The 17,280-nt window shown below is 58.1% G+C and carries 14 protein-coding genes and 2 tRNA genes; 1 reads left to right on the top strand and 15 read right to left on the bottom strand.

The features are described from left to right. Positions 1–133: 133 nt before the first annotated feature. The 11 genes from infB to rlmE all read right to left on the bottom strand — a co-directional run bounded on the left by infB (position 134) and on the right by rlmE (position 11,254). Positions 134–2,653, bottom strand: coding sequence for a translation initiation factor IF-2 (infB, locus tag V9L13_RS24765; RefSeq protein WP_139055473.1), 2,520 nt, complete (start codon positions 2,651–2,653; stop codon positions 134–136). 27 nt (positions 2,654–2,680) lie between these two features. Next, on the bottom strand, positions 2,681–4,162 hold the full coding sequence (gene nusA / locus V9L13_RS24760) for a transcription termination factor NusA (protein WP_003221546.1): 1,482 nt from the start codon (positions 4,160–4,162) through the stop codon (positions 2,681–2,683). Positions 4,163–4,209: 47 nt separating this feature from the next. Then, positions 4,210–4,668, bottom strand: a complete 459-nt coding sequence (gene rimP, locus V9L13_RS24755) for a ribosome maturation factor RimP (protein WP_007973115.1) — start codon at positions 4,666–4,668, stop codon at positions 4,210–4,212. A gap of 138 nt (positions 4,669–4,806) precedes the next feature. After that, a tRNA-Met gene (locus tag V9L13_RS24750) sits at positions 4,807–4,883 on the bottom strand. A 97-nt stretch (positions 4,884–4,980) separates the two neighbouring features. Then, positions 4,981–5,066 (bottom strand) — tRNA-Leu (locus tag V9L13_RS24745). Between the two features lie 22 nt (positions 5,067–5,088). Then, complete coding sequence (gene secG, locus V9L13_RS24740) at positions 5,089–5,475, bottom strand: preprotein translocase subunit SecG (RefSeq protein WP_045122288.1); 387 nt, start codon at positions 5,473–5,475, stop codon at positions 5,089–5,091. A 4-nt stretch (positions 5,476–5,479) separates the two neighbouring features. Further along, complete coding sequence (tpiA, locus tag V9L13_RS24735) at positions 5,480–6,235, bottom strand: triose-phosphate isomerase (RefSeq protein ID WP_003221542.1); 756 nt, start codon at positions 6,233–6,235, stop codon at positions 5,480–5,482. 65 nt (positions 6,236–6,300) lie between these two features. Beyond that, complete coding sequence (glmM, locus tag V9L13_RS24730; RefSeq protein ID WP_338800792.1) at positions 6,301–7,638, bottom strand: phosphoglucosamine mutase; 1,338 nt, start codon at positions 7,636–7,638, stop codon at positions 6,301–6,303. Positions 7,639–7,654: 16 nt separating this feature from the next. Further along, positions 7,655–8,506: a dihydropteroate synthase gene (gene folP, locus V9L13_RS24725; RefSeq protein ID WP_338800791.1), complete on the bottom strand. Its 852-nt coding sequence runs from the start codon at positions 8,504–8,506 to the stop codon at positions 7,655–7,657. A gap of 8 nt (positions 8,507–8,514) precedes the next feature. Beyond that, positions 8,515–10,422, bottom strand: a complete 1,908-nt coding sequence (gene ftsH / locus V9L13_RS24720; protein ID WP_027610779.1) for an ATP-dependent zinc metalloprotease FtsH — start codon at positions 10,420–10,422, stop codon at positions 8,515–8,517. Between the two features lie 202 nt (positions 10,423–10,624). Further along, positions 10,625–11,254, bottom strand: coding sequence for a 23S rRNA (uridine(2552)-2'-O)-methyltransferase RlmE (gene rlmE / locus V9L13_RS24715; protein WP_003221536.1), 630 nt, complete (start codon positions 11,252–11,254; stop codon positions 10,625–10,627). A gap of 101 nt (positions 11,255–11,355) precedes the next feature. Between rlmE and V9L13_RS24710 the strand changes: the two genes are divergently transcribed. Continuing rightward, positions 11,356–11,664, top strand: coding sequence for a YhbY family RNA-binding protein (locus tag V9L13_RS24710; RefSeq protein ID WP_003221534.1), 309 nt, complete (start codon positions 11,356–11,358; stop codon positions 11,662–11,664). 9 nt (positions 11,665–11,673) lie between these two features. On the opposite strand, the gene V9L13_RS24705 is transcribed toward V9L13_RS24710, so the two are convergent. The 4 genes from V9L13_RS24705 to carA all read right to left on the bottom strand — a co-directional run bounded on the left by V9L13_RS24705 (position 11,674) and on the right by carA (position 17,064). Further along, positions 11,674–12,078, bottom strand: a complete 405-nt coding sequence (locus V9L13_RS24705) for a hypothetical protein (protein WP_003221532.1) — start codon at positions 12,076–12,078, stop codon at positions 11,674–11,676. Positions 12,079–12,106: 28 nt separating this feature from the next. Then, positions 12,107–12,583, bottom strand: coding sequence for a transcription elongation factor GreA (gene greA / locus V9L13_RS24700; protein WP_003221530.1), 477 nt, complete (start codon positions 12,581–12,583; stop codon positions 12,107–12,109). Then, entirely contained in the window at positions 12,580–15,801 is a 3,222-nt protein-coding gene (gene carB, locus V9L13_RS24695) for a carbamoyl-phosphate synthase large subunit (RefSeq protein ID WP_007961429.1), read from the bottom strand. Before carB ends, greA begins: the two co-directional genes overlap by 4 nt. A 126-nt stretch (positions 15,802–15,927) precedes the next feature. Next, positions 15,928–17,064, bottom strand: coding sequence for a glutamine-hydrolyzing carbamoyl-phosphate synthase small subunit (gene carA / locus V9L13_RS24690; protein ID WP_003221524.1), 1,137 nt, complete (start codon positions 17,062–17,064; stop codon positions 15,928–15,930). Positions 17,065–17,280: the final 216 nt, after the last annotated feature.

Raw genomic sequence — 17,280 nt, 5'->3', positions numbered from 1 at the left:
GTGAAACCCGCAAGGTCTGAAAGCGGCAAACGCCCGGCCTGACAAAAGCCAGACCGGGCGTTGCGTTTAGAGTCCTGACGCCGTGGCGCGCATCTGCATGCGGCGGCTCGGCGTGGCCCTTGAAGTGCGCGAGTCAGAGGCTGCGAGCAACCTGAACCTTCTCGAAGACTTCGATCTTGTCACCGACTTTGACGTCGTTGTAGCTCTTCACGCCGATACCGCACTCCATGCCGGCACGTACTTCGGAAGCGTCATCCTTGAAGCGGCGCAGGGATTCCAGCTCGCCTTCGAAGATAACGATGTCTTCACGCAGTACACGGATCGGACGGTTACGGTGCACAACACCTTCGATCACCATGCAACCGGCGATCGCGCCAAACTTCGGCGAACGGAACACGTCGCGCACTTCGGCCACGCCCAGGATGTTCTCGCGAACATCGCTGCCGAGCATGCCGGTCAGGGCTTTCTTGACGTCTTCGATGATGTCGTAGATCACGTTGTAGTAACGCATGTCCAGACCTTCCTGCTCGACGATCTTCCGTGCGCCAGCATCGGCACGCACGTTGAAGCCGAACAGTACAGCGTTGGAAGCCAGTGCCAGATTGGCGTCGGACTCGGTGATACCACCGACACCGCCACCGACTACGCGCACTTGCACTTCGTCATTACCCAGGCCGTTCAGAGCGCCCTGCAAAGCTTCCAGCGAACCACGGACGTCGGATTTGAGGACGATGTTGAGCGTCTTCTTCTCTTCCTGACCCATGTTTTCGAAGATGTTTTCCAGCTTGCCGGCGTGAGCGCGAGCCAGTTTGACTTCGCGGAACTTGCCTTGACGGAACAGAGCCACTTCACGGGCTTTCTTCTCGTCAGCAACCACGCTCATCTCGTCGCCAGCGTCTGGTGTACCGTCAAGACCCAGGATCTCGACCGGAATGGCCGGACCTGCTTCCTTGATCGGCTTGCCGTTCTCGTCGAGCATGGCGCGCACGCGGCCATAGTTCGAGCCGACCAGCACCATGTCGCCTTGACGCAGCGTACCGTCCTGAACCAGCACGGTGGCCACTGGGCCACGGCCCTTGTCCAGACGCGATTCAACGACAACACCACGGCCAGGAGCCGATGGAGTGGCGGTCAGTTCGAGAACTTCGGCCTGCAGCAGAACGGCTTCGAGCAGTTCGTCAACGCCTGTACCCATTTTCGCCGAAACCGGTACGAATGGAGTGTCGCCGCCCCACTCTTCGGAAGTCACGCCGTGAACCGACAGTTCGCTGCGGATGCGATCGAGGTCGGCACCAGGCTTGTCGATCTTGTTCACCGCAACCACCAGAGGAACGCCAGCCGCCTGAGCGTGCTGAACAGCCTCGATGGTTTGCGGCATCACGCCGTCGTCCGCCGCAACCACCAGGATCACGATGTCGGTCGCCTTGGCACCACGGGCACGCATTGCGGTAAACGCAGCGTGACCCGGGGTGTCGAGGAACGTCACCATGCCACGGTCGGTTTCAACGTGGTATGCGCCGATGTGCTGGGTAATGCCGCCGGCTTCGCCCGCTGCAACCTTGGCACGACGGATGTAGTCGAGCAGGGAAGTCTTACCGTGGTCAACGTGGCCCATTACGGTCACGACGGGGGCACGGGAAACTGCCTCACCTTCAAACTTCAGGGACTCGGCCAGGGAATCTTCCAGGGCGGTGTCGCTGACCAGGGTCACTTTGTGGCCCAGCTCTTCAGCAACCAGTTGAGCAGTTTCCTGATCGAGTACCTGGTTGATGGTCGCTGGAGTGCCCAGTTTGAACATGAACTTGATGATTTCAGCAGCCTTGACCGACATCTGCTGGGCGAGATCGCCAACAGTGATGGTCTCGCCGATCTTCACTTCACGCACGACAGGACCGGTAGGGTTCTGGAAACCGTGAGCGTTGCGTTTCTTCAGCTTGGCCTTGCCGCGACCACCACGACGGAAGCCATCGCTTTCTTCGTCGGTAGTGCGTGGTGCCACACGTGGAGCCGGCGCTTTTTCTTTGACCGATGCGCGATGCGGAGCGTTTTTGCGCTCGCCATCGCCACCACCGCCGCGACGATTGTTATCGTCGGCACGTGGCTTGTCCGGACGGCGCTGTTCGTCACGCTTGCGAGTGTCGGCAGCTGGCGCAGCAGCAACCGGCGCGGCATCGCGCACAGGTTCAGCGACTGGCGCAGGTGCTGCAACAGCTTCGGCAGGAGCGGACGGCGCAGCGGCAGGCTGGCGACGCGCTTCTTCTTCAGCGCGCTGCTTGGCTTCTTCTTCAGCCTTCTGACGAGCAGCATTTTCTACTGCGCGACGCTCTTCCAGTTCACGCTTGCGCTCGGCTTCGATTTCTTCCGGGCTACGCTGTACGAAAACTTTCTTTTTGCGGACTTCAACGCTGATGCTCTTGCTACCAGCCACACGTAGGGTGCTGGTGGTTTTACGCTGCAGCGTGATCTTGCGTGGTTCTTCCACTTTCGCCTTGTGGCTGCTCTTCAAGTGAGTCAGCAGGGATTGCTTCTCACTGTCAGTCACATTTTCTTCGGCGGCGGTGTGCGGCAGACCTGCCTCACGCATCTGCTGCAACAGGCGCTCTACCGGTGTTTTGACCTCATCGGCCAGTTGTTTCACCGTGACTTGCGTCATGCACTTCTCTCCTCAGGCCGCGCCTACTTACTCGAACCAGTGGGCTCGGGCGGCCATGATCAACTTGCCGGCACGATCATCGTCAATGCCGTCGATGTCGAGCAGGTCGTCAATAGACTGCTCGGCCAGGTCTTCGCGGGTAATTACGCCGCGCACCGCCAGTTCCATCGCCAAATCCTTGTCCATACCCTCAAGCGAGAGCAGGTCTTCGGCCGGATGGGCGTCTGCCAGCTTTTCCTCAGTAGCGATGGCTTTGGTCAACAAACGATCCTTGGCACGAGCGCGAAGCTCGTTGACGATATCTTCGTCAAAGCCGTCGATGTTGAGCATTTCTTCCAACGGTACGTAGGCAATCTCTTCCAGGCTGGTGAAGCCTTCATCTACCAGCACCTGAGCCAGTTCTTCGTCGACTTCCAGCTCGTCGATGAAGTTGCGCAGGATGTCGCCGGTTTCTGCTTGCTGCTTAGCCTGGATGTCCGATTCGGTCATCACGTTCAGGGTCCAGCCAGTCAACTGGCTCGCCAGACGCACGTTCTGACCACCCCGACCGATGGCCTGAGCCAGATTGTCTGCGCCAACGGCGATGTCCATTGCATGGGCATCTTCGTCAACGATAATCGCCGCCACTTCTGCCGGCGACATGGCATTGATCACGAACTGCGCCGGGTTATCGTCCCACAGGACGATGTCGACACGCTCGCCACCCAACTCGCCCGACACGGCCTGGACGCGCGAACCGCGCATACCAATGCACGCGCCCTGCGGGTCGATGCGTTTGTCCTTGGAACGGACAGCGATCTTGGCACGCGAACCCGGATCACGGGACGCTGCCATTACTTCGATCAGGCCTTCAGCGATTTCCGGCACTTCGATGCGGAACAACTCGATCAGCATTTCCGGCGCGGTGCGCGACAGGATCAGCTGCGGGCCGCGGTTCTCGGTGCGGATTTCCTTGAGCAGTGCACGCAGACGCACACCGACACGGAAGGTTTCGCGAGAAATGATGTCTTCACGGGCCAGCAACGCTTCAGCGTTGTTGCCCAGATCGACGATCACGTTGTCGCGGGTGACTTTCTTCACGGTGCCGGAGATGATTTCTCCCAGGCGCTCGCGATAGGCGTCGACCACTTGAGCGCGCTCGGCTTCACGCACTTTCTGCACAATGACTTGCTTGGCAGTCTGTGCAGCAATGCGGCCGAACTCGATGGATTCGATCTTTTCTTCGACGACGTCGCCGACCTTGGCACCAGGATGCGTTTCGGCAACCTTGCTTGGCCAGGTTTCGATCGCAGGATCGTCGAGGTCATTCTCTTCGACGACTGTCCAGCGACGGAAAGTCTCATAGGAACCGGTGTGGCGATTGATCTCCACACGCAGGTCAACTTCGTCTTCAAAACGCTTTTTGGTAGCAGTGGCCAGAGCCAGCTCCAGCGCTTCAAAAATCACGCTTGCCGGTACGCCCTTTTCATTGGATACCGACTCAACAACCAGCAGTACTTCTTTGCTCATCGTACGCCTCGCCTTTCGCAAGCCATTGGATCCGCGGGATCCGCGTCTCAGTCAAAACTGGGAATAATGTTGGCCTTGTCGATCATATCGATCGGCAACAGGAACTCATGGTCTTCTACCTGCACCACGACGTCCTGTTCTTCTACACCGCGCAGAAGGCCCTGAAAGTTGCGTCGACCTTCGAAAGGCGAGCGCAGCTTGATCTTCACTTGTTCACCGGCAAATTTTGCAAACTGCTCAAGAGTGAACAGTGGGCGTTCCATGCCAGGCGAGGAAACTTCGAGGGTGTATTCAACGGAGATCGGATCTTCAACATCCAGGACACCGCTGATCTGACGGCTGACAATGGCGCAATCGTCCACCAGCACGCCACCCTCTTTATCGATATAAACACGCAACATCGAGTGACGACCTTGAGCCGAAAACTCGATACCCCAGCATTCATAGCCTAGGGCCACGACCACCGGGGCCAACAAGGCCTGCAACTCTTCTAGCTTGCTCGACACCTGAACCCCCTCGTGCATGTAAATGCATGCGCTGCAAAATAAAAAAATGGGCGAAACGCCCATCCTTGAAACGCCGTCGAACAGCGGCGCAGAAAGTGTCCAGCTAACAAAAAGCCCCTGAAAAGGGGCTCCTTAAACTGGTTGCGGGGGCCGGATTTGAACCGACGACCTTCGGGTTATGAGCCCGACGAGCTACCAGACTGCTCCACCCCGCGACAAAGCTGGGGCGGAAGTATACGACCGATCCCTTATAGGGTCAATGTAACCTTCCACCTGCAAGAAAGCCCGCAACAGCGGGCTCTCCTGACTAATTGGTACCGAGAAGGGGACTCGAACCCCTACACCCTATGGGCACAACCACCTCAAGGTTGCGTGTCTACCAATTCCACCACCTCGGCAAAACTACGTTTGAAACCCTTCTTACTTCTGCTCTTGAGCTGGAGGTACGTCAGTCGCTGGAGTAGCCGACTTTTGCTCTTGAAGCACCGGGACATCATCAGAAGCCGGTTTTTGTTGCTTAGGTACTTCCAACACTGCTGGATCTGGCAAACCTGCTTGAGTCAGCTGATGAGCTTTCTCTTTAGCAAAGTAACCTAACCCCAAGCTGGTTATGAAGAAACCGGCGGCAAGTATAGCAGTAAACTTACTAAGAAAGGTAGAGGAACCTTGGCTTCCGAACACAGTATTTGAAGCACCTGCTCCGAAAGACGCGCCAGCGTCCGCACCCTTACCCTGCTGCAGCAAAACCAGAGCAACTACGCCCAATGCACCCAGCAGATGAAAAACGACTACGACTGTTTCCAGCATTTTTTCAGTTTCCCGCGGCGCGACAAATCGCACCGAACTCATCTGCATTCAGGGAAGCTCCACCAATGAGCCCCCCATCGATATCCGGCATGCCGAACAGTTCGACCGCATTGGCCGCCTTCACGCTGCCGCCGTATAGAAGTCGCACACCTCGTGCGACTTCAGAATTCTCTGCCGCCAACTGCTCGCGAATGGCTTTATGCACATCCTGAGCCTGTTGCGGCGTTGCAGTCAGTCCGGTACCAATGGCCCAGACAGGCTCGTAAGCAATAACTGCATTGGCAAAGGCACCAACACCCAGCTCCTCGATGATGCTGCCCAGCTGACGCCCGACAACCTCAAGAGTTTTTCCGGCTTCGCGCTGCTCGAGGGTTTCCCCTACACACAACACCGGAATCAAGCCACATGCCTGTGCCGCTGCGAACTTGCGATTCAGCATCCCGTCTCGCTCGCCCATTATCTGGCGGCGTTCGGAGTGCCCGACAAGCACCAGGGAACAACCTGCATCCACCAACTGACTCGGTGCAATTTCACCGGTCAACGCACCTTGCATGGATTCCACCGCAGAATTCTGCGCACCGACCGAAATCGATTTGCCTTTCAAACCATCAATCACTTGATTGATATGCAAGCAAGGCGGGAATACCGCGACATCAACACCGCTTGGCAAGGCCAGATGACGAAGGCCGTTGATCAGCTCAGCGACGCTGGCGCGGGTACCGTGCATCTTCCAGTTACCAGCTACCATAGGGCGACGCATGCTGTACCTCGTCGGTCAAAGTGGGCGCAGATGTTACCCAACACAATCATGGCTGGCAAGCCGAATCAGGCAGAAACTTCACTAACCAGTTTTGCCAGTTCTTCGGCATAGCTGCGAACCTGAGTTTCATCCTCGCCTTCGACCATCACACGCACCAGCGGCTCTGTGCCGGACTTGCGCAGAAGCACACGACCTCGACCCGCCATCGCCTGGGTTACGCGTGCACTGGCTTCCTTGACAGCCGGATGCTCAAGCGGGCTTTCGCCACCACCGAAACGCACATTGATCAGCACCTGAGGGCACTTGCGCAAGACCTGACGCGTTTGCGCAAGACCTTCATTGCGGGTTTTCAATGCCATCAACACCTGCAACGCAGCAATGATCGCATCACCTGTTGTGGTGTGATTGAAGCAGACGATGTGGCCCGAATTCTCACCACCTACCAGCCAGTTGCGCTCCAGCAGCTCGGCGATCACATAGCGATCACCGACATTCGCTCGAATGAACGGAATCGAGAGATCCGCCAACGCGAGCTCAAGACCCAGGTTGCTCATCAGAGTACCGACCACGCCACCCTGCAACTTGCCACGCTCGTGCAGATCGCGCGCAATGATGAACAGCAGCTCATCACCATCGACGATGGCGCCAGTGTGATCGACCATCAACACCCGATCACCGTCGCCATCGAAGGCGATACCCAGATCAGCGTGCTCAGCCAATACAGCAGCCTGCAACGGCCCCATATGGGTCGAACCGCAATTTTCATTGATGTTCAGACCATTGGGCTGAGCCGAAAGCACGACCACTTCAGCACCCAACTCACGGAATACACTTGGAGCAACCTTGTAGGTCGCACCGTTTGCGCAGTCGATCACGATTTTCAGGCCGGAAAAACTGGTGCCGGTGGGAACACTGCTTTTGCAGAACTCGATGTAGCGACCCGACGCGTCGTTAATGCGCGACACCTTGCCGATCTTGCTCGACTCAACCACAGCCATCGGGGTGTCAAGCAGTTCTTCGATCATAAGCTCCAGCTCATCAGGCAACTTCGTGCCCTTACCGGAAAAGAACTTGATTCCATTATCATCATGCGGATTGTGCGAAGCACTGATCACGATGCCTGCTTCGGCCTGGAAAGTACGCGACAGATAGGCAATCGCCGGCGTCGGCATCGGACCAAGCAGCATTACATCGGCGCCCGCCGACGTCAGGCCCGCTTCAAGAGCCGACTCGAACATGTAGCCGGAAATTCGCGTGTCCTTGCCGACCAGCACCTTGCAGGCGCCCATCTTGCGAAAGGCCATGCCAGCCGCCCAGCCGAGCTTGAGCATGAAGTCCGGAGTGATCGGATATTCACCGACACGACCACGAATACCATCAGTACCAAAGTATTTCTTGCTCATAAGTGCTCCATCATTCTTATTCGGCTGATTCCACGGCCGCGAGCATACGCACCACGTCTACCGTTTCCGCCACATCATGGACGCGCAATATACGCGCTCCTTTCACCGACGCCAGTGCCGCGAGTGCCAGACCACCATGCAGACGCTCGCCCACCGGACGATTCAGCGCCTGACCAATCATGCTTTTGCGTGAGACACCGACCAATAGCGGACGCCCCAGCGCATGCAGGGCTTCCATATGCTTGAACAAGCTTAGATTGTGCTGCAGGGTTTTGGCGAAACCGAAACCGGGATCAAGAATGATCCGCTCGGCAGGAATACCCGCCGCCGCACATTGAGCCATGCGCTCGGTCAGAAACTCACCCACTTCCCGAGTGACGTCCTGATAGTGCGGATTGTCCTGCATGTCACCTGGCTCACCGAGCATGTGCATCAGACATACCGGCAACCCGGTCGCCGCAGCGGCATCCAGCGCACCATCACGGCGCAGCGAGCGCACGTCATTGATCAACCCGGCACCGAGCCGCGCAGTTTCGCGCATCACTGCAGGGGTCGAAGTATCGACCGAGATCACCACATCCAGCTCGCGATTGATCAGCTCCACGATCGGAGCTACGCGCTCCAGCTCTTCCAGCGGCGAAACCGCTCGAGCGCCGGGCCGGGTCGACTCACCGCCGACATCAATCAGCGTCGCGCCAGCAGCCACCATGGCTTCGGCGTGACACAAGGCCACGTCGAGCTGACTGTAGCGGCCGCCATCGGAAAAGGAATCGGGAGTGACATTGAGAATGCCCATGACATGCGTCCGGGCCAAATCAAGAACCCGGTTGCCGCAAGGCAACCGGGTCAGGGACTGTGCAGAAGTCATTTCAAACCTTAAACGTCAGCAGCCGGACCGCCGATCGGTGTTTCCGGACGCTCATCCTGGATCACTGGAGGCGGAGGCGTACCCGTGCCACCTGTCCAGTCACGCGGTTCGCGGGGCGTACGACCCGCCATGATGTCGTCGATTTGCTCGGCATCGATGGTTTCGTACTTCATCAGCGCATCGGCCATGGCATCCAGCTTGTCACGGTTGTCCGTGAGGATCTGCTTGGCCGTGCCGTAGCACTGATCGATGATGCTACGCACTTCGGAGTCGATCAGCTTGGCGGTCTCACCGGAGAAACTGGCATTCTGACCACCACCACCGCGACCGAGGAACACTTCGCCCTCTTCTTCGGCGTACATCAGCGGACCGAGTTTTTCCGACAGGCCCCACTTGGTCACCATGTTCCGCGCAATCTGACTGGCACGCATGATGTCGTTGGAAGCGCCGGTGGTCACACCGTCGAAACCTAGAGTCATTTCTTCGGCGATACGGCCGCCGTACAGCGAGCAGATCTGACTGATCAGCGCACGCTTGGACAGACTGTAGCGATCTTCTTCCGGCAGGAACATGGTCACACCCAGCGCACGACCACGCGGAATGATCGAGACCTTGTAGACCGGATCATGCTCAGGCACGACGCGACCAACAATGGCGTGGCCAGCTTCGTGATAAGCGGTGTTCTGTTTTTCTTTCTCGGACATGACCATCGACTTGCGCTCGGCGCCCATCATGATCTTGTCTTTGGCCAGTTCGAATTCTTTCATTTCAACGATGCGCTTGCCGCTGCGTGCAGCGAACAGCGAAGCCTCGTTGACCAGGTTGGCCAGGTCCGCACCGGAGAAGCCCGGGGTACCGCGTGCGATAACGGCCGGAGCAACGTCGTCGCCCATTGGCACTTTGCGCATGTGAACCTTGAGGATCTGCTCGCGACCACGGATGTCCGGCAAACCTACAACCACCTGACGGTCGAAACGGCCCGGACGCAGCAGCGCAGGGTCGAGTACGTCAGGACGGTTGGTAGCGGCGATCACGATGATGCCGTCATTCATTTCGAAGCCATCCATCTCCACCAGTAACTGGTTGAGAGTCTGCTCGCGCTCGTCGTGACCACCGCCCATGCCGGCGCCACGGTGGCGACCGACGGCGTCGATTTCGTCGATGAAGATGATGCACGGTGCGTGCTTCTTGGCCTGCTCGAACATGTCACGAACGCGGCTTGCGCCGACACCCACGAACATCTCAACGAAGTCGGAACCGGAAATAGTGAAGAACGGTACCTTCGCTTCGCCGGCAATCGCCTTGGCCAGCAAGGTTTTACCGGTACCCGGAGGACCGACCATCAGCACACCGCGAGGAATACGACCGCCCAGGCGCTGGAACTTGCCCGGATCACGCAGGAACTCAACCAGCTCGCCGACTTCTTCCTTGGCTTCGTCGCAACCCGCAACGTCAGCCAGGGTGGTTTTCACCTGATCTTCGGAGAGCAGGCGCGCCTTGCTCTTGCCGAAGCTCATCGGTCCACCCTTGCCCCCGGCGCCACCCTGCATCTGGCGCATGAAGAACATGAACACCGCAATGATCACCAGGATCGGGAAGCTGGCCACCAAGAGTTGAGTCCAGATGCTTTGCTGTTCAGGCTGCTTGCCTTCAACCACAACGTGATTGTCGACCAGGTCGCCAATCAGACCATTGTCCTGGATCGCCGGACGAATGGTCTTGAAGCTGTCACCATCGTTGCGTTTGCCGGTAATCACATAGCCGTCGACGGCTACGCGCTCGACCTTGCCATCCTTGACCTGCTGGATGAAGTCGGAATAGTTGAGGGTCTGCGGCTCGTTAGGGCTGGAGAAGTTGTTCATCACCGTCACGAGGACTGCCGCGATGATCAACCACAGGATCAGATTCTTTGCCATATCGTTCAATTAACTACCCTCTGAAGCAAGCTCCGCTACTGGCGCGCGCTTCGCATGATATTCACCGGCCTAACTTACTACATTACCTACAACTCTGGCAGGCGCCGTCTGTAACCCTTTGTGAAACACTTTCTACACAATATTCGCTTATGCACGCGGGGCAAAATACGAAAAACCTATCACCCCGGCCAAAAAACTCGTTTTACTCGTTGCCGCCGCGGTAGCCCCAAGCCAGCATATATTGCTCGCGGGAGCTGCCACGGGACGAATCCGGCTTGATCATCTGTATCTTGTCGAATTTCTTGCGAGCATCCTTCAGGTAAACATCGAAACCTTCGCCCTGAAAAATCTTGATCACGAAATTACCGCCCGGCTTGAGTATCCGCTCCGCCAGATCAAGCGCCAGCTCACAAAGGAACATAGCTTTGGGCATGTCTACTTCAGGCGTACCACTCATATTGGGGGCCATATCGGAAATCACAAGGTCCACCTGCGAATTACCCACGGCTTCAAGGATCCGCGCGAGCACTTCGTCCTCGGTGAAGTCACCCTGGATGAAAGTCACGTCCGGGATGCTGTCCATTTCCAGGATGTCCGACGCAATCAGACGGCCCTGACCGCCGATCAACCGGCTGGTGACCTGCGACCAGCCGCCGGGCGCCGCGCCCAGGTCGACAACGCTCATGCCGGAACGGATCAGCTTGTATTTCTCCTGGATCTCCAGAAGCTTGTAACTCGCACGCGAGCGGTAGCCATCCTTCTGCGCCTGCTTCACATAAGGATCGTTGACATGTCGTTTCAGCCAACCAAGGCTTGTCTTGGAACGCGCCATTGGGCACCTCGATAATAAGGGTCGTGATTAATTGGGCGGATCCACGAACCCTCGGGTAAAATGGCCGCCATTTTACAGAATCCAGACGAAAGGGTCAGATTATGCCGCTCACTCCAGAGCAGAAGAAACAGTACAAATCCATTGGCCACCATCTGAAACCAGTTTTGACTGTGGCTGACAACGGTTTGACTGAAGGTGTGTTAGCCGAACTCGAACGCGCATTGGCGGATCATGAGCTGATCAAGATCAAGCTCAACATCCTCGACCGCGAGTCGCGCCTGGCGCACATTGCAGAACTGTGCAAGGTCGGCAAAGCGGACCTGGTTCAGGTCATCGGCAAGATGGCACTGGTTTATCGCAAGAACTTCAGCGTCAACAAGCAGCTGTCGAACGTTCATCGCTTCAAGTGATGACAAGGGTCAAGGGTGTGCTTCGCGCACCCTCCCACTCCATCCCGGAACCGGTTGCAACACCAGCACCAGACCGGAAAAGCCCAACACCAGAAAACTGAACTCCTGCCAGCGCTGCGCTTGCGGCCAGCCGACACGCACGGCGACGAACATCGCACACGCATACAACGCCATCAGCAACACCTGCCCACGAAAGTCCCGCCATAGACTGGCAAGGCCCTCGGCCTGTACCAGCACCAAAGCCTGAAAGATCACGCATGCGGCGGCAAAACTCACCACCGGCACTTCGAACGCATCGGCAATCTCATCGATCAGCAATGGTGCCAGGCCAATCTTGCCCAACACCGCTCGCAAACCGAGATGAATCAGCCAGAAGCCGCCGACCCACAACATCTGGGTCAGCTGCCAAAGCATGGCGCCCGCACGTAGCGGGCGCCTGCCTTCAGATGTGACGGACTTCGACAATCTCGTACTCGATAACGCCGCTTGGCGTTTTCACTGCGACCACATCGCCCTCTTCCTTGCCGATCAAGGCGCGGGCCAGAGGCGAGCCAACCGAAATCTTGCCGAGTTTGAAGTCAGCCTCATCCTCACCGACGATGTGGTAAGTGACGCTCTCATCCGTCTCGACGTTGGCGATCTCGACGGTAGTACCGAAGATCACTTTGCCGGTGTGCGGAATGGTCGTCACATCAATGATGACCTGATTCTGGATCCGGCCTTCGATATCACGGATCCGCGCCTCGACCATGCCTTGCTGTTCGCGGGCGGCATGGTATTCAGCGTTTTCCTTCAGGTCACCCAACTCGCGAGCCGTACCGATGTCCTGGCTGAGTTTCGGACGAACGACCTTGGTCAGATGAGCGTGTTCTTCTTCCAGGGCTTTCGCGCCCTGGACAGTCATTGGGTATTTGATCATGCCTTCAATCCTGCGTGTAAATCCTGCAAGCGGCGCACGGTCTTCTCGGGACCGAACTTCAGCGCTTCACAGATAGCCTCGCCCGCAGCAATGGTGGTGGTGCAGTAGATCTTGTGCTGCAGGGCATTACGACGAATGGAGTAGGAATCAGCGATCGACTGACGGCCTTCGGTGGTGTTGATGATCAGGGTGACTTCGTCATTCTTGATCATGTCGACCACGTGCGGACGACCCTCGGTCACCTTGTTCACACGGCGCACTTTCAGGCCTGCGGCTTCGATCAGCTTGGCAGTACCGGCAGTGGCGACCACTTCGAAGCCCAAGTTGATCAGATCACGGGCTACGCCTGCAACCAGCGGCTTGTCATCGTCACGCACGCTGATGAACGCGGTACCGCCGGTCGGCAGCACTTCGCTCGCGCCCATCTGGGCCTTGGCGAATGCTTCACCGAAGGTGTCGCCGACGCCCATCACTTCACCGGTGGACTTCATCTCCGGGCCGAGGATCGGGTCAACGCCAGGGAATTTGGCGAACGGGAACACCGCCTCTTTCACGCTGTAGAAGTTCGGGATGATTTCCTTGGTGAAGCCGATTTCCTTCAGGGTCTTACCGGCCATGACGCGAGCAGCGATCATTGCCAGGGAAACACCGATGCACTTGGACACGAACGGTACGGTACGCGAAGCGCGCGGGTTGACTTCGATGACGTAGATGTCTTCGCCCTGCAGCGCCAGTTGCACGTTCATCAGGCCGACAACGCCCAGTTCCAGGGCCATTTTCTTGACCTGTTCGCGCATCTCGTCCTGGATGTGCGCCGGCAGCGAGTAAGGCGGCAGCGAGCACGCGGAGTCACCGGAGTGAACGCCCGCCTGTTCGATGTGCTGCATGATCGCGCCGATCACCACGTCTTTGCCGTCGCAGACCGCATCCACGTCCATCTCGATGGCGCAGTTGAGGAAGTGGTCGAGCAGCACCGGGCTGTCGTTGGAGACTTGCACCGCATCACGCAGGTAGCGCTTGAGTTCGTCTTCCTTGTAAACGATTTCCATCGCGCGGCCGCCCAGTACGTAGGACGGGCGCACCACCAGCGGATAACCGATTTTCGCGGCAGCACGAACAGCTTCGTCTTCGCTGCGCACGGTGGCGTTTGGCGGCTGACGCAGGTTCAGGCGCTCGACCATTTGCTGGAAGCGCTCACGGTCTTCGGCACGGTCGATGGCGTCAGGGCTGGTGCCGATGATCGGCACGCCAGCGGCTTCCAGAGCACGCGCCAGTTTCAGCGGCGTCTGGCCGCCGTACTGGACGATCACGCCTTTCGGCTTCTCGACGCGGCAGATTTCCAGCACGTCTTCCAGGGTTACCGGCTCGAAATACAGACGGTCGGAAGTGTCGTAGTCGGTGGAAACGGTTTCCGGGTTGCAGTTGACCATGATGGTTTCGTAGCCGTCTTCGCGCAGTGCGAGGGCCGCGTGTACGCAGCAGTAGTCGAACTCGATGCCCTGGCCGATACGGTTCGGACCGCCCCCCAGAATCATGATCTTGTCACGACCGGACGGCGCGGCTTCGCACTCTTCCTCGTAAGTCGAGTAGAGGTAAGCGGTGTCGGTGGCGAACTCGGCGGCGCAGGTGTCAACGCGTTTGTAGACCGGGAACACTTCCAGTTTTTGACGGTGAGTACGCAGATTCTTCTCGGTCACACCCAGCAGTTTTGCCAGACGCTGATCGGAGAAGCCTTTGCGCTTGAGTTTGAACATCAGGTCGCGGTCGATGGCGGACAGACCGAGGGTCTTGACCTTCTCTTCGTCCTTGATCAGATCTTCGATCTGCACCAGGAACCACGGGTCGATCATGTTCATGCCGAAGATGTCTTCGACAGTCATGCCGGCGCGGAAGGCGTCCGCCACATACCAGATACGCTCGGCGCCCGGCACGGTCAGCTCGCGCTTGAGGATGCTCATGCTTTCCGGGTTGCTCAGGTCGAGCTTCTCGTCCAGACCGCAAACACCGACTTCCAGACCGCGCAGGGCTTTCTGCAGGGATTCCTGGAAGGTGCGACCGATGGCCATGACTTCACCGACCGACTTCATTTGAGTGGTCAGGCGTGCGTCAGCGTTGGCGAATTTCTCGAAAGCGAAACGTGGCAGCTTGGTCACGACGTAGTCGATCGACGGCTCGAAGGACGCCGGGGTCTTGCCGCCGGTGATGTCGTTCGACAGTTCGTCGAGGGTGTAGCCCACCGCCAGTTTGGCCGCGACTTTGGCGATCGGGAAACCGGTGGCTTTCGAAGCCAGTGCCGAGGAACGCGATACACGCGGGTTCATCTCGATCACGACCATGCGGCCGGTGTCCGGGCAGATGCCGAACTGTACGTTGGAACCGCCGGTCTCGACGCCGATCTCACGCAGTACCGCCAGCGAGGCGTTACGCAGGATCTGGTATTCCTTGTCGGTCAGGGTCTGTGCCGGAGCCACGGTGATCGAGTCACCGGTGTGCACGCCCATCGGATCGAAGTTTTCGATCGAGCAGACGATGATGCAGTTGTCCTTTTTGTCGCGGACAACTTCCATTTCATATTCTTTCCAGCCGATCAGCGACTCGTCGATCAGCAGCTCTTTGGTCGGCGACAGGTCCAGACCGCGGGCGCAGATTTCTTCGAACTCTTCACGGTTGTACGCGATGCCGCCACCGGTGCCGCCCATAGTGAAGGACGGACGGATGATGCACGGGAAACCCAGACGCTCGAGGACGGCGTTGGCTTCTTCCATGCTGTGGGCGATACCGGAACGCGGGCATTCCAGGCCGATCGACTTCATGGCCTTGTCGAAACGCGAACGGTCTTCAGCCTTGTCGATGGTGTCGGCGTTGGCGCCGATCATTTCCACGCCGAATTTTTCCAGGACGCCTTCGCGCTCCAGGTCCAAGGCGCAGTTCAGTGCAGTCTGGCCGCCCATGGTTGGCAGCACCGCATCCGGACGCTCTTTTTCGATGATCTTGGCCACGGTCTGCCACTTGATCGGCTCGATGTACGTGGCGTCAGCCATGTCCGGGTCGGTCATGATGGTGGCCGGGTTGGAGTTCACCAGGATGACGCGGTAACCCTCCTCGCGCAGGGCCTTGCAGGCCTGGGCGCCGGAGTAGTCGAATTCGCAGGCCTGGCCGATAACGATCGGGCCAGCGCCGAGAATCAGGATGCTTTTAATGTCTGTACGTTTTGGCATGGGTTTGTCACTCAAATCCGCAGGTCAGTCGGCAAGCCGTCTTGATCGATTTCTGAAGCCCTGAGGGGCGCCACCGGTATCGGGGCCGCCCTCGAGGGCTTCTCGCTACAGTCTCAAGGCGAACGCTTAGCGTCGCTTGGCCATCTCGTTGATGAAGCGGTCGAACAGGGGCGCCACATCGTTCGGGCCCGGGCTCGCTTCAGGGTGGCCCTGGAAGCTGAACGCGCTCTTATCGGTGCGCTCGATGCCTTGCAGGGTGCCGTCGAACAGCGATTTGTGGATCGCACGCACGTTGGCCGGCAGGGTCGCTTCGTCAACCGCGAAACCGTGGTTCTGGCTGGTGATCATCACGACGCCAGTGTCCAGATCCTGCACCGGGTGGTTGGCACCGTGGTGGCCATGGCCCATTTTCAGGGTCTTGGCGCCGGAGGCCAGAGCCAGCAACTGGTGACCGAGGCAGATACCGAATACCGGGATCTCGGTTTCCAGCACTTCCTTGATCGCCTTGATCGCGTAGTCGCAAGGCTCCGGGTCACCAGGGCCGTTGGACAGGAACACGCCGTCCGGCTTGAGTGCCAGCACATCGGCAGCCGGGGTTTGCGCCGGCACCACGGTCACGCGGCAGCCGCGCTCGACCAGCATGCGCAGGATGTTCAGTTTGACGCCGTAGTCGTAGGCAACCACGTGATATGGCAGCTCGGAGGCATCGATGGTCGCGTGGCTGTCGGTCTTCAAATCCCAGACAGTGGAGCGCCATTCGTACTTTTCCTTGGTGCTGACGACTTTCGCCAGATCCATGCCTTTCAGGCCCGGGAAGCCTTGCGCGGCGGCAATTGCAGCTTCTTCGGAGATGTTGTCGCCGGCCATGATGCAGCCGTTCTGTGCGCCTTTTTCACGCAGGATGCGGGTCAGGCGACGAGTATCGATACCAGCGATTGCCACAACATTGTTGGCTTTCAGGTAGTCGGACAGGGACATCGTGTTACGCCAGTTGCTCGCTACCAGCGGCAGGTCACGGATCACCAGGCCAGCGGACCATACGCGGTCAGACTCGGCGTCTTCCGGCGTGGTGCCGGTGTTGCCGATGTGCGGGTAAGTCAGGGTAACGATCTGCTGGGCGTAGGAAGGATCGGTAAGGATTTCCTGATAGCCGGTCATTGCGGTGTTGAACACCACCTCACCAACGGTTTGACCGTCGGCTCCAATGGCTTCGCCGCGAAAAATGCTGCCATCAGCAAGGGCGAGTATGGCTGGCTTAGTCAAGAAGACCTCCCGTAAATAACGCATGAAAGGGCAATCGCAGGTTGTAAAAAAGCGGAGTGACGTATGGACACGTCACCCCGCTTCTTCACTGAATTATTCTGCGCGCTTTTAGTGGACACACTAAAGCTGTAGCTTACAGAAAAAGGCTTTTTTGGTCCACCGCTAAAGAGCCTAAAAGGCCGGAGAATGCGACAGGCCGTCGCGCGGTGTAGAAAA

This window comes from Pseudomonas sp. RSB 5.4 (assembly GCF_037126175.1).
GTDB lineage: Bacteria > Pseudomonadota > Gammaproteobacteria > Pseudomonadales > Pseudomonadaceae > Aquipseudomonas > Aquipseudomonas fluorescens_H.
Note: the sequence above shows the minus strand (reverse complement) of the source record. Positions and strands in the feature narration are given on the sequence as shown.